General features: G+C 50.6%; 12 protein-coding genes. 2 read left to right on the plus strand and 10 right to left on the minus strand.

Going from position 1 to position 13,341, the window contains the following annotated elements:
• Positions 1 to 42 precede the first annotated feature (42 nt).
• The 5 genes from VPR01S_RS12170 to rppH are packed head-to-tail and all read right to left on the minus strand — an operon-like array spanning position 43 to position 5,336.
• The gene (locus VPR01S_RS12170; protein ID WP_021705636.1) at positions 43 to 894 is read right to left on the minus strand and encodes a thymidylate synthase; all 852 of its coding nucleotides are present in this window, start codon (positions 892 to 894) and stop codon (positions 43 to 45) included.
• 12 nt (positions 895 to 906) lie between these two features.
• Positions 907 to 1,722 (minus strand): prolipoprotein diacylglyceryl transferase, encoded by an 816-nt coding sequence (gene lgt / locus VPR01S_RS12175; protein ID WP_021705637.1) that lies wholly within the window; start codon positions 1,720 to 1,722, stop codon positions 907 to 909.
• A 42-nt stretch (positions 1,723 to 1,764) separates the two neighbouring features.
• Positions 1,765 to 2,559, minus strand: coding sequence for a sulfite exporter TauE/SafE family protein (locus tag VPR01S_RS12180; RefSeq protein ID WP_021705638.1), 795 nt, complete (start codon positions 2,557 to 2,559; stop codon positions 1,765 to 1,767).
• A 9-nt stretch (positions 2,560 to 2,568) separates the two neighbouring features.
• The gene (gene ptsP / locus VPR01S_RS12185; protein ID WP_021705639.1) at positions 2,569 to 4,815 is read right to left on the minus strand and encodes a phosphoenolpyruvate--protein phosphotransferase; all 2,247 of its coding nucleotides are present in this window, start codon (positions 4,813 to 4,815) and stop codon (positions 2,569 to 2,571) included.
• Positions 4,816 to 4,817: 2 nt separating this feature from the next.
• Positions 4,818 to 5,336 (minus strand): RNA pyrophosphohydrolase, encoded by a 519-nt coding sequence (gene rppH, locus VPR01S_RS12190; protein ID WP_021705640.1) that lies wholly within the window; start codon positions 5,334 to 5,336, stop codon positions 4,818 to 4,820.
• 641 nt (positions 5,337 to 5,977) lie between these two features.
• Between rppH and mutH the strand changes: the two genes are divergently transcribed.
• Positions 5,978 to 6,646, plus strand: a complete 669-nt coding sequence (gene mutH, locus VPR01S_RS12195) for a DNA mismatch repair endonuclease MutH (protein ID WP_021705641.1) — start codon at positions 5,978 to 5,980, stop codon at positions 6,644 to 6,646.
• A 13-nt stretch (positions 6,647 to 6,659) separates the two neighbouring features.
• On the opposite strand, the gene VPR01S_RS12200 is transcribed toward mutH, so the two are convergent.
• Entirely contained in the window at positions 6,660 to 6,980 is a 321-nt protein-coding gene (locus VPR01S_RS12200) for a DUF6482 family protein (protein WP_021705642.1), read from the minus strand.
• Positions 6,981 to 7,104: 124 nt separating this feature from the next.
• Here VPR01S_RS12200 and VPR01S_RS12205 point away from each other — a divergent pair, with 124 nt between their 5' ends.
• Positions 7,105 to 8,139, plus strand: coding sequence for an NADP(H)-dependent aldo-keto reductase (locus VPR01S_RS12205; protein ID WP_021705643.1), 1,035 nt, complete (start codon positions 7,105 to 7,107; stop codon positions 8,137 to 8,139).
• Between the two features lie 39 nt (positions 8,140 to 8,178).
• Here the strand turns inward: VPR01S_RS12205 and VPR01S_RS12210 are convergent, their stop codons facing one another.
• The 4 genes from VPR01S_RS12210 to prfB all read right to left on the minus strand — a co-directional run bounded on the left by VPR01S_RS12210 (position 8,179) and on the right by prfB (position 13,209).
• A complete protein-coding gene (locus VPR01S_RS12210; protein ID WP_021705644.1) occupies positions 8,179 to 8,430 on the minus strand; it encodes a hypothetical protein in 252 nt (83 codons plus the stop codon).
• Positions 8,431 to 8,940: 510 nt separating this feature from the next.
• Positions 8,941 to 10,275 (minus strand): cyclic-di-GMP-binding transcriptional regulator VpsR, encoded by a 1,335-nt coding sequence (vpsR, locus tag VPR01S_RS12215; RefSeq protein WP_021705645.1) that lies wholly within the window; start codon positions 10,273 to 10,275, stop codon positions 8,941 to 8,943.
• Between the two features lie 282 nt (positions 10,276 to 10,557).
• On the minus strand, positions 10,558 to 12,075 hold the full coding sequence (gene lysS, locus VPR01S_RS12220; protein ID WP_021705646.1) for a lysine--tRNA ligase: 1,518 nt from the start codon (positions 12,073 to 12,075) through the stop codon (positions 10,558 to 10,560).
• A 35-nt stretch (positions 12,076 to 12,110) separates the two neighbouring features.
• Positions 12,111 to 13,209 (minus strand): peptide chain release factor 2 gene (gene prfB / locus VPR01S_RS12225; protein WP_156008732.1). Its coding sequence is split into 2 segments (ribosomal slippage): positions 12,111 to 13,133 and positions 13,135 to 13,209, totalling 1,098 coding nucleotides; the frame shifts between segments, so codons are not numbered across the junction.
• Positions 13,210 to 13,341: the final 132 nt, after the last annotated feature.

The following is a 13,341-nucleotide window of genomic DNA, read 5'->3' on the forward strand; positions in this document are numbered from 1 at the left end:
AAGCCAGCACGGATGCTGGCTTTTTTTGTGTTGAATTACGGCTTAGACCGAAAACGGGTATTTGATCGCGTCGTGGCATTGATACCCCGTCACCTCAAAGTCATCCAGCGTTACCCAAGTCTCCAAATCCTCCAAAGAGCGGATATCCGGGTTGATGCTAAACTGAGGTGCCGCAAACGGTTCGCGCTTAAGCTGCACATCGCGCATCAGCGCCAGCTGATCTTCATAAATGTGCGCGTTAACGATTTTGTGGTACGCCACGCCTGGTTTCTTGCCGGTGATCTGCGCCATGATCGCCAGAAACACATAGACTTGAACCATGTTGAAGTTCAGACCCAGCGGCACATCGCATGAGCGCTGCGTACTGTTGAGGAACAAGGTATCCCCCAGCAGGGAAAAGTGATGGCTGTACATACACGGACGCAGGCATCCCATATGAAACTCACCCGGGTTGTAGAAATTAAGAATTTCACCGCGATCATCAACACCGCGGGTTAAGTCATCCACAATCTTACGGAGCTGGTCAATGTGCCCCCCATCCGGCTTCGCCCAGGCACGCCCCTGCACCCCATAAACCCGCCCCATGTCATCCTCACCTTTACGATAAGGGTTATCCAGCCAGGCTTGATTCAAGTTGGCGTTGGCGTCCCAGGTTTTGGTGCCCAACTGACGAAAATCGGCCGCATTGTCATAACCTCGGATGTAGCCAAGCAGCTCGGCTACGGCGGCTTTCCAGAAGCTTTTACGCGTGGTCACCAGCGGGAACTGATTGTGACCGACATCGTAACTCAGGTCGGCATTGATCACCGTCAGGCAACGTTTACCGGTGCGTTCGTTTTCAACCCATACGCCCTGATCAACAATACGCTGGCAGAGGTCTAAATACTGTTTCACTTGGATTCCTTACTACTTTGCTGCAACGCCGTCTTTGTACCGTCCACGCTTGTAAGCCCAGATGATCATCAACAGACCGGCCAGAATCATCGGCGTCGACAGGATTTGCCCCATTGAAATCACGCCATCAAACAGCCCCAGTTGCGCATCCGGCTCACGGACGAACTCGACAAGGAAGCGGAATGTACCATATCCGAGTAAAAATAGCCCTGATACCGACCCGAGTGGACGAGGCTTTTTGATAAACCAGTTAAGAATGAAGAACAACACGATGCCTTCCAGTGCCAGTTCATACAGCTGAGACGGATGGCGCGGCAGAGGACCTGCGTTGGGGAAAACCATCGCCCATGGCACGTCTGTTACCCGTCCCCAAAGCTCACCATTCATAAAGTTACCCAGTCGCCCCATCCCGAGGCCAAACGGCACCAGCGGCGCAATAAAGTCGGCCACACCAAAAAAGGTCCGGCCTTGACGATGCGCATACCAGGCCATCGCAGCAATCACACCAAGCAGGCCACCATGGAATGACATTCCGCCGGTCCAGACTTTAAACAGGTAAAGAGGATCGTCGAGGAACAGACCAAAATTATAGAACATCACGTAACCGATACGGCCACCGATCACGACTCCCAAGAAACCCGCAAACAGCAGATCCGATACTTGCTCTCGGGTCCAGCCACTGCCTGGTTTATCAGCCCGGCGGTTAGCCAGCCACAAAGCAAAGGCAAACCCAACTAAATACATCAAACCGTACCAACGGATCGACAAAGGGCCTATCGTGACCAGAACAGGATCAATATTAGGAAATTGGAAGTATTCCTGAGACATAAAACGTTTCTCTTGCTTGAAATAGGTATTAAGAGTGAGATGTCATTGCAGTAACATAGTTCCGGCAACAAACATCAAAAACACGGCAAAAATTTTCTTGAGTGCGGCGGTCGGCATCCGAGTGGCCAAACGGGCACCAATGCGTGTGGTCAGCATCGACGTTGCCGCGATGGCAGCCAATGCAGGCAGATAAACATAGCCCAAGCTGTACGGCGGTAAGTTATCACTGCTGAAACCGTGCAGAATAAACCCGGTCATACCGGAAATCGCGATCACACAACCACACACTGATGATGAGCCGACAGCACGGCGCATTTCGACCCCGTGACGGTTGAGAAACGGCACCGACAACGAACCGCCGCCGATACCAGCCAAGCTCGATACCACGCCGATCCCGGTTCCGTAACACATGGTCGCCAGTGTACCTGGCATGTCGCGATGTTTGCTGTTTTTCAGCGACAGCAACATCTGCAGCGACAGCAGCAAGACAATGACACCAAAGATTTTCGGCAGGTACTGAGCCGGGATCCATTCCGCGATATTCGCGCCGACAAACCCGCCAATCACCACTCCCGGCATCAACCATTTGACGACAAACATATCGACATTACCCAGCTTGAGGTGGTTGAGTGCCGACGAGCCGGACGTCACGATGATGCTGGCCAGGGAGGTCGCCAACGCAATATTCATCACGATGGCAGGGTCAACCTTAGCCATCGGCAGCAGAAACAGCAGTGCCGGTACCACCACCAGGCCACCACCAATGCCCAGCAGCCCAGCCAACACACCTACCACAGAGCCGAGCAGAAGCAACAGCAGCAAAAATTCAACGTTCAAGTGATTACCTTATTTTTTCCCGGCACGAATGAAGCCGGCGAAGCCTTTCTGTTCAAAGAAGTGCTGCAACATATTGTAAATGGCATCCCCGTAGGGTTGCATCAGCGCTTTGTCAGCAAGTGCTGTTAATTCTTGTGCAGCGGAATGACGCAACAGGTATTTAACCCGGGCAACGTTCGACGTGTTCATACTCAGCGTACGATAACCCAGCCCTACCAGCAGCAGCGCGCCGATCGGGTCACCGGCCAGCTCACCGCACACACAGACGGGCAGCTTCAGTTGCTCACAGCACGATTGGATCTGCTTCAGTGCCATCACCACCGCCGGATGCATCGATTCATACACATCTGCCACGCGGGAATTATTGCGATCCACCGCCAGCAGATATTGGGTTAGATCATTGGTCCCAACCGAAACAAAGTCGATTTTCGTGGCAATGAGTGGCAGCAAGTAAAGCATCGACGGTACTTCAATCATGATGCCAACGGGCGGCATCACGATCCGTTCATCGATGACCGACACCTCCTGATACGCCTGATGGATCAGCGTTAACGCGTCGTCGAGCTCTTTCGCCCCTGATACCATCGGCAGCAGTATACTCAAGTTCTGATATTCTGCACTGGCTTTCATCATTGCCCGAAGCTGCATCAAGAAGATATCCGGATGATCAAGCGTAAAGCGGATCCCACGCCAGCCAAGAAAGGGATTGTCCTCTTCTATCGGCAGGTACGGCAACGCTTTGTCACCGCCAACATCCAACGTCCGCATCACCACCCGTTTGTCCGGATACGCTCCCAACACCGCCTGGTACTGCTGGGTTTGCTCTTCTTCAGAAGGAAAACGGTGTTGCAGCAGGAAGGAGATTTCCGTTCGGTACAACCCGACGCCGTCAACCCCCTGGTTCACAGCAATGTTGGCATCCGCGCTTAACCCCGCGTTGAGCAACACCTGCACCCGTTCTCCATCCTGAGTACAGGCGGGCTCTTCGATGCGCTTGTTGACCATGCTGGCCAACTCGCGCTCTTCCGCCGCCAGTGCACGGTATTCACGCAGCAACTGTTTGTTTGGCGAAATCAGGATCTTGCCACTGTAGCCGTCAACAATCCCCAGCTTGCCGTTCAGATTTTTCAGATTGAGCGTGGCGCCCATCACAGCAGGAATGCCGAGCGCCCGAGAGAGGATAGCGGCGTGCGAGTTAGCCGCCCCTTCCAGCGACACAACCGCCAGCAGCTTATCTTTTGGAATCGACGCCAACAAGGAAGCGGTCAGCTCTCGCACCACCAGAATCACCGGTTGTTCAAATTCTTGCTGTTCATTTTCGGTATTGTGCAGGAAATACAGCAGCCGCTGCCCGAGCTCTCGAATGTCCTGAGCCCGCTCGCGTAAGTAGACATCCGACATCCGCGCAAAACGGTTCGAGTAAGTTTCCACTACCTGACGCAACGCCCAGTCAGCGCGATCGCCTTTCTGGATTTGCGCTTTCAAATCGCCGCGCAGCATCGGGTCATTCAGCAAGTGAGTAAAAAGATCAAAGATCGCCAATGCATCTTTGTTGATTTCGCTGTCGAGTTTCTTGCGCATCCGGCGGAAATCACTCAGCGCGGCTTCCACTGCCAGCAGCAACCACTCCTGCTCTTGTTCGACATTCAACGTCGACGCCGGATACACATCGGTAAGTTGCGGCTGAGTGTCGTCCCACCAGAACTGGCCAATGGCAATTCCCGCCGATGCTGGAATGCCTTTGATCGCCTGTTGTCGCTTGCTCAGCTTCCACAAACCCTGGGTTTGCGCGTGGGCAATGATCACCGCCAACTGGGCCGCCAGAGTAACCAGAAAAGACTCTTCCATTTCACTGAACTGACGCGGTGTTTTCTGTTGTACCACCAACACACCAAGCACTTGTTTGCGGTGAATGATGGGCGTGCCGAGGAAACTTTGGTATACCTCTTCCCCCAGTTCGGAGAAGTATTTGAAATTGGGGTGTTTGGAAGCTTCAGCCAGGTTGATAGGTTCAGCAGAACGCTTCACCAATCCCACCAGACCTTCATTAAAATCGATATGAATTTTATCGCCTTTGAACTTGAGACCTTGTGTGGCCATCAGCTCCAGGCGATGCATCTCTTCGTTTGCCAGATAGATAGTGCAACACTCCGTGCTCATTGCACGGCATGTCTGCTTCACCAAAACATCCAACGCCTGATGGACGTCTTCCACTTTGGAAACCTGTTCAACTATTTCCCTTAGTTGAGAAAGCATGCCTATCCTCTTTTGTGTTTGCGTTTACCTTTCAGTTTACGTTCACGGAACGGCATTGCCATCGAGGCAAACTCCTTCATTGCCCGACGATAAACATCGCGCTTAAAAGAAACCACTTGTCTGACCGGATACCAATAACTGACCCAACGCCAACCATCAAATTCAGGGGAATTACCACGCTGCATATTAATGCGCGATTCTTCGCACTCCAGACGCAATAAAAACCATTTCTGTTTTTGGCCGATACAGACAGGTTTGGAATCCCAGCGAACCAAACGCTTGGGAAGCTTGTACCTCAGCCAATGACGACTGGTTGCGATGATCTTGACGTCTTTCTTCGTCAATCCCACTTCTTCATACAACTCCCGGAACATGGCTTGCTCAGGAGTTTCGCCATCATCAATGCCACCTTGAGGAAACTGCCAAGAGTGTTGTCCGTATCGTTTTGCCCAGAAGACCTGACCATGGTTGTTACAAATTACAATTCCCACATTTAAGCGGTAACCATCGCCATCTATCACTGGCCAACCTCTAATAAAATCTTTAATAACAGTGATTTTTCCACATATCCCCAATATGAGCAAACTTCCTTGTGTGATTGAGGCGTGATTTATTGTGTTCACTGCGCATATTGAATAACTTTTACACCAAACCGTGGTTATCAACAGCAGGATGAGAGCTACGCCACATTTATTCACCTTTTCTGTGCATAACCATGTGTAGAATCAATGAGAAAGTGATCATTTTAAATACACTGCCGAGATGACCTGTGAGGTCACCTAAAAAACAAACAACAAAAAATATTAAATATCATAACCTTAAATATATTCTTTGTTTATTTTCAAACCCAGCGTGATATCTCATCTCCTTTCCACACAGATCGGTCAAAGATCCACCAACGACGATTTTATCCACATCAGTAGTGAACACTTCAGCATCACGTCAGAAAAATCAACCCTAAACTGAGGTTAAAACCCCTGTTTATTGATCCAGACCTCCGTAATCCTGCGTTTTCGACGCCACACTCTGTGGATAAGTTATGAATAGATGATCTTTTGGGCAAAACGATCGTTATCTGACCATTCCCGGGACAACACTCGCCATTCCGTTGTGCTGGAAAAATTTGTTACCATACTGCGGATGATCGTCGGCGGAAACAGTCATGAAACCAGAACCTCAGTCAGAACAAGAACTCCTCGAACGCGCTATGGGCATTGCCGGCCACTCATTTGCAGAACTGGCAAAGGAAGCGGGTATGGCCGTCCCGCCGGATTTGCGCCGCGACAAAGGCTGGGTCGGACAACTGCTTGAATGGCATCTGGGTGCCACCGCAGGCAGCAAACCGACCCAAGATTTTGCCCAGTTGGGTATCGAACTGAAGAGTATTCCGATCAGCCATAGCGGAAAACCGCTCGAAACCACCTTTGTTTGTGTCGCGCCACTGACCGGGGTGCATGGCCTGACTTGGGAACACAGCCATGTACGCAATAAACTGTCGCGTATCCTGTGGGTACCCGTGCAAGGCGAACGTGAAATTCCCCTGCCTGAACGACGGGTGGGCTCACCTTTACTTTGGTCGCCAGACGCTGATGAAGAAGCGCAGCTCAAACAAGATTGGGAAGAACTGATGGAATTGATCGTGCTGGGTCAGGTGGAACAGATCACCGCCCGTCATGGTGAGGTGCTACAGCTACGCCCCAAAGCGGCCAACGGCCGGGTGGTCACCGAAGCCTATGGCGCCACAGGCCGGCCAATCAAAACCCTGCCACGCGGGTTCTATCTGCGAACGCAGTTTACTGCCCGTATTTTGCAACGGAACTTTCTCTCTTAGCTCACCAGATGCGCTAATGACTGATGTGGTTCGCCAGTGATAACTCAATATCGCAATAACACTGGCCATCGGGGCTGCCGCACTCATCATAGGCGTTATGCAGCCGCAAGTACGCCCGTTCTACCCCCAGCCGGATCAATTCCTCTTTGACCTGCTCAATAGAGTCGAAGTGCAGCGTTTCACCCGCTTGCTTGATCGGCTCCAGCCGGTGTTTAAATTCAACCGCCAGCAAATACTGGGACAAATCAGAACATCCGATAACAAACACTTTCGGCGGTTGATAACTATCTTTGTGCGGGGCGTGAATCCACTTATCCAGTTGGTGTCTCTGCATAAATCACCTCCTTAGCACAAAGTTTAGCTAAGCCATCTGTTTTTGCGAATCCCGTCTGTTTCTGCTTCCCCTCAGACAAACTCTTCCCCTATAGTGGGAGAATCACAACAAGCAAGGAAGGACTATGCAATACACCAAGCTGCCTCATTCAACGTTAGAAATCAGTAAGATCTGCCTTGGCACGATGACCTTCGGTGAGCAAAACACACAAGCGGAAGCGTCCAGCCAGCTGGATTGCGCACTTGAGCGCGGAGTGAACTTCATTGATACGGCTGAAATGTATCCAGTGCCACCCAAAGCAGAAACTCAGGGACGCACGGAAGAGTTTATTGGGAACTGGCTGGAAAAGTCGGGGAAACGTGAAAAAATAGTGCTGGCGACCAAGGTTGCCGGGCCTCGTAATGTCCCGTACATCCGAGATCACATGAGTCTCGATCGACGCAATATCCATCAGGCAATTGACGACAGCCTACGCCGTCTTAAAACCGACTACGTCGACCTGTATCAACTGCATTGGCCTCAGCGTCAGACCAACTGTTTCGGCCAGCTCAACTATCCTCATCCAGACAGTCAGGATGAAGTCACACTGATTGAAACCCTTGAAGCACTGAGTGACCTGGTTAAAGCCGGTAAAGTGCGTTATATCGGTGTCTCGAATGAAACGCCGTGGGGCGTGATGACACTGCTGCGTTTGGCCGAAAAGCACGAACTGCCACGCATCGTCTCAATTCAGAACCCCTATAACCTGCTCAACCGCAGCTTTGAAGTCGGTTTGTCGGAAATCAGTCACTTTGAAGGCGTTCAGCTGCTTGCTTATTCGCCACTGGCGTTTGGTTGCCTGAGCGGTAAATATCTCAACGGTGCGCGTCCGGAAGGGGCTCGCTGCACTTTATTTGAACGCTTTGTCCGCTACTTTACGCCACAAGGCGTCAAAGCCACGCAAGCGTACGTCGATTTAGCGCGTGAGCACGGCCTGGATCCGGCTCAGATGGCGCTGGCATTTGTCAATCAACGTCCGTTTGTGGCCGCCAATATAATTGGAGCCACCAACCTGGAACAATTGAAGTCGAACATTGACAGTATTGAAGTCGAATTAACTCAGGAGTTGCTTGAGGGCATTCAGCAGATCGGAACGACTTACTCCAATCCTTGCCCATAAGGGATTCCGGGTCAGGTGTCAGCACCTGACCCGGTCAGATTACGTAGGTATTCGCGCACTGAGTACTCGACGCAGATGACGCACACGACGTTCCGCTTTAACTGCATCAGGCTCAGACATACCGACCGGACGGCCATCTTGTTCCAAACCGATGTCTCGCAGCAGATGGACGTTGTTCCACGGTAAATCGTGAGCGCTACGGCGCAACTTGCGTTTCCAAACTCGTTCTTCACGTTTCAGATCAGCGCGTACCAGTAAGGTGGCTAGTTTCAGGTAGACAGAATGACTCATGGTATTTCTCCAGTAGATTAAGAGTAAGTTACTGGGAAAATAGCAGTCTGGAAAAATGGGAGTACAACTTGGGGTTTACCCGTCAGGCTGCTATTTTCCGCAGCCTAAAAGGTTACGGATCAATTAGTTATCGGTACCAGGTTTACGATCAGACATAGCGTCGTTACGGCAAATAGAAGTCGCCATATCTCGGGCTACGATCGCAGAAGCGCAAACTTGGATGAATACAGATAGATGTTTCATTTTGCGCCTCCTGGTCGAAAAAAATTAATCCATTGAAAGAGTTAGATGTGGAGCTGTGCTCACGGTTAAATTCTAAGCAAACCAGATGAATATTCAACCAAATATTCTTATTCTTTGAGAAAATAAATTTTTCGTCTGATATTCAAACCATATGCCAATCAGGAATAACATATTCACCTGAACAATATTCAACTAATAAAATAATCGGTCAATAAAAAAGGCTGCCTTTTCAGGCAGCCCAAGGACAGTAATCGGTATTGATCGCGTTCAGACAGAACTTTCTGTGATCAAATTGTGTTTATTGAGCAGACGGTACATGGTGGCGCGGGAAACACCCAGTTCTTTCGCCGCCATCGAAACCTGACCAGAGTGCGACTCCAGTACTAATAGCAGAGCATCCCGCTCACTGCGTTCACGAATGCTCTTCAGGCTGCGTTTGCCGTCGCTGCGTTTGGGTAAGTCGAGCTGCAACTCGTCAATCATCACGGAGTCAGACATCAGCACCACGCGCTTGATCTGATTCATCAGCTCACGCACATTACCCGGCCAGTGGTAACGAGTCAGGGCCCGGGTTGCGTCTTCGGTAAAACTGCGCGCCTGCGCATTGAACTCTTTCGAGTATTCCTGCAGGAAATGACGCGCCAGGATCGCAATGTCTCCCGCCCGCTCTTTCAGGCTCGGGACATTGATTCGCAGTACATTAATGTAGTGGTAGAGTTCTTCGTTGAAATCACCGTCTATCAAGGCTTTTTCAATATCGGCAGAATTGGCCGCCAAAATACGCACATCGACTTCTTTGCGACCACCCGCTGTCTCTACCGTACCTTCTTGTAAGAAACGCAGCAGGTTCAGTTGCTGAGACTTGGGCAGTGTCAGGATGTCGTTCAGCAAAATAGTTCCTCCGTCAGCACGCTCCAGCATAGAGGCATCACTGCCTTCCTCCAGATTGATGCCAAACAGATCGGCCTCAAGACTGCGCTCGGACATGGCTCGGCAGTTAACTGAAATGAATTCGCGATTGCCTCGGGATGACGTTTTATGAATAGCCCGCGCGACGGTTTCTTTGCCAGTACCACTTTCACCGTAAATCAGAATGCTAACGTCGGTCGGACCGATACGTTTGATCTGATCACGCAGACGTTTCATCGGGATCGAGTCGCCAATCAGTCCCATATTGCTGGTCGAGCCATAATGCGGCCAGACTTTCTTCTCCAGCTTCAGCATACCTAATTGGTGACCAATGGTGCTGAGCAACTGGGCATCAGGGATCGGAGCGGTGAAGAAATCGATACAGAAGTTAACGATAAACTGGCAGATGGTGTCTGAACTCAGTTGCGACTCGCGAATAAACGCCAGCCAACGCACCTGCTTATGATTACTGACCAGATTCGCAATACCGTTGAGACTGAATTCATCGTGACTCAGGTCAACGATACCAATACAAGGTCCGGTTTCGGTGAACAAAGCATCTGCTTTACGCAGATCCGCGCACTGAGTGCAACGCCAGCCAACCTGCTCCAAAACTGAGAGCCAGGGTTCATATGTACCACCAACAACGATAAGTGAACCAGGGACAGAATCCATTCGGAATTGATTACCCATTTTTCTGTTCCTTATATCAATTTTTATAGTATTACGTGCTCATTACAGAGCACTTCACTGCGAGCCGTTACATTATCGAGACTCGCCAAGATAATCTGTCTCAATGTTAAGACTAGACATGTAATAGTGCTTTTACCATGACTTTTATTAATACAAGTTCATATTCTTGGTCAAATGGGGGCGAATTCTGCTTCAGGAAGGCGATAAAAGGCCCAATACGGGTAATAGGGCAAACCTAAGATGAAAAAAAACCACCCGAAGGTGGTTTTTTCAATCTCAAATTTAAGCCTGTGGGCGCATAGCCGGGAACAGGATAACGTCTCGAATGGTGTGCGTGTTGGTAAACAACATGGCCAAACGGTCGATACCAATACCCTGACCGGCCGTAGGTGGCAGGCCGTGTTCCAGAGCGGTAATGTAGTCCGCATCGTAGTACATGGCTTCGTCATCACCCGCATCTTTCGCATCAACCTGCGCTTTAAAGCGTGCGTCCTGATCTTCAGCATCGTTCAGCTCAGAGAAGCCGTTCGCCACTTCACGGCCACCGATGAAGAATTCAAAACGGTCAGTGAAGAACGGGTTGTCATCGCTGCGGCGTGCCAACGGCGAAATGTCCGCCGGGTAGCCCGTGATGAAGGTTGGCTGAATCAGTTTTGGTTCAGCGGTTTCACCAAAGATCTCTTCCAACAACTGACCACAGGTCCAGAAGCTTTCAACTTCAACATGAACTGATTTCGCAATCGACACCATCAACTCACGGTTTTGCAGATCAGCTTCCGTCAGCGCCTGGATCTGTTCATGAGTCGGGTTGTAGTGTTTGATCGCTTCGAACATGCTCATACGCGCGTATTTGCCGCCAAACTCAACCGTTTCATCGCCGTATGGCATTGAGGTTGAACCCAGTACGTTCATCGCCACAGTACTCAGCATCTCTTCGGTCAGATCCATCAGATCTTTGTAGTCAGCGTATGCCTGGTAGAATTCCATCATAGTGAATTCTGGGTTATGACGTGGCGACAGACCTTCGTTACGGAAGTTACGGTTGATCTCAAACACACGGTCAAAACCACCGACTACCAGACGCTTCAGGTACAGTTCAGGCGCGACACGCAGGAACATGTCGATGTCCAGTGCATTGTGATGCGTGACGAACGGACGCGCCGTTGCGCCTCCAGGGATCACGTGCATCATTGGTGTTTCAACTTCCAGGTACCCTTTCGAGCTCATGAAGTTACGGATCGCAGACACCAGCTTAGAACGGATGATGAACGCCTGACGAGAGTCTTCGTTGACGATCAGATCCACGTAGCGCTGACGGTAACGCATCTCCTGGTCGGTCAGACCATGGAATTTCTCTGGCAGAGGACGCAATGCTTTGGTCAGCAGCTCATACTCTTCCATGTTCACGTACAGATCGCCTTTGCCTGACTTGTGCAGCGCACCTTTCACACCGATAATGTCACCGATGTCCAGGCCTTGGTACTGCTCTTTCAGAGCTTTCTGAACATCTTTCGAGGCGTAAGCCTGAATGCGGCCAGAAGTTTCCTGAATGACCAGGAATGGACCACGCTTCGCCATGATACGACCTGCGATCGCCACTACGTGGTTCAACGCTTCCAGCTCTTCTTTGCTCTTTTCACCGAACTCTTTTTGCAGATCGCCCGCCAGGCTGTCACGACGGAAGTCGTTTGGGTGACCGTTTGCTTTGCAGCTCTTTCGGATCTCATCCAGTTTCGCGCGGCGTTCAGCAATCAGTTTGTTTTCTTCTAGTACAGTTTCGTTTTGAACAGCATCAGTCATTTTTCGATGTATCCTGTCGTTAGTCGGTGAAAAGCTTACAAACCTGATTTCAGGCTAGCTTCAATGAATTTGTCCAGATCGCCATCAAGCACCGCTTGAGTGTTGCGGTTTTCAACGCCGGTACGGAGGTCTTTAATGCGGGAATCATCCAGTACGTAAGAACGGATCTGACTGCCCCAACCGATGTCGGATTTGGCGTCTTCGTTGGCTTGTTTTTCCGCATTCTGCTTTTGCAACTCGAGTTCAAACAGCTTAGCGCGCAGCTGTTTCATCGCCTGATCTTTGTTCTTATGCTGCGAACGGTCATTCTGACACTGCACCACAGTATTGGTCGGAAGGTGGGTAATCCGTACCGCAGATTCCGTGGTGTTGACGTGCTGACCACCCGCGCCCGACGCACGGTACACGTCGATACGCAGATCCGCCGGATTAATATCGATATCGATGTTTTCATCAACCTCTGGATAAACAAACGCAGACGCAAATGAAGTGTGACGACGACCGCCGGAGTCGAACGGTGATTTACGCACCAACCGGTGCACACCGGTTTCCGTTCTTAGCCAACCGTACGCGTATTCACCCGAAATACGGACCGTTGCCGATTTCAGACCCGCCACCTCACCTTCGGAAACTTCGATCACTTCGGCTTTGAAGCCTTTGGCTTCAGCCCAGCGCAGATACATCCGCAGCATCATGTTCGTCCAGTCCTGCGCCTCAGTACCACCGGAGCCCGCTTGCAGGTCAATATAACAATCCGAGCTGTCATGATCGCCAGCGAACATACGACGAAACTCGAGCAGTGCCAGTTTTTCTTCCAGCTCAGCCAATTCAGGTTCGATTTCGTCAAACGTTTCCTGATCGTCGGCTTCCACCGCCAGCTCAAGCAGCCCTTCCACGTCGTCGACGCCCTGCTCCAGTTGCTCAATGGTTTCCACAACCGCTTCCAGAGAAGCACGTTCCTTACCCAATGCTTGCGCACGTTCAGGTTCGTTCCAGACATCCGGTTGTTCTAATTCTGCGTTGACTTCTTCTAGACGCTCTTTTTTGGCGTCATAGTCAAAGATACCCCCTCAGGACATTCGTGCGCTCAGACACGTCCTGGAGACGGTTTTTAATAGGATTGATTTCAAACATGTTTGCTTTGCACTTTCGTGTAGAATTTAACCGAAGAATTCTACTGAAAAATGTGATGAAGATACAGGAAAAATTAGAGTTCGCTAATCGCTATAGAAAAGGCCGGCGCTATAGCGCCGGCCTTTGATATTC

Source organism: Vibrio proteolyticus NBRC 13287 (genome assembly GCF_000467125.1).
Taxonomy (GTDB): Bacteria; Pseudomonadota; Gammaproteobacteria; order Enterobacterales; family Vibrionaceae; genus Vibrio; species Vibrio proteolyticus.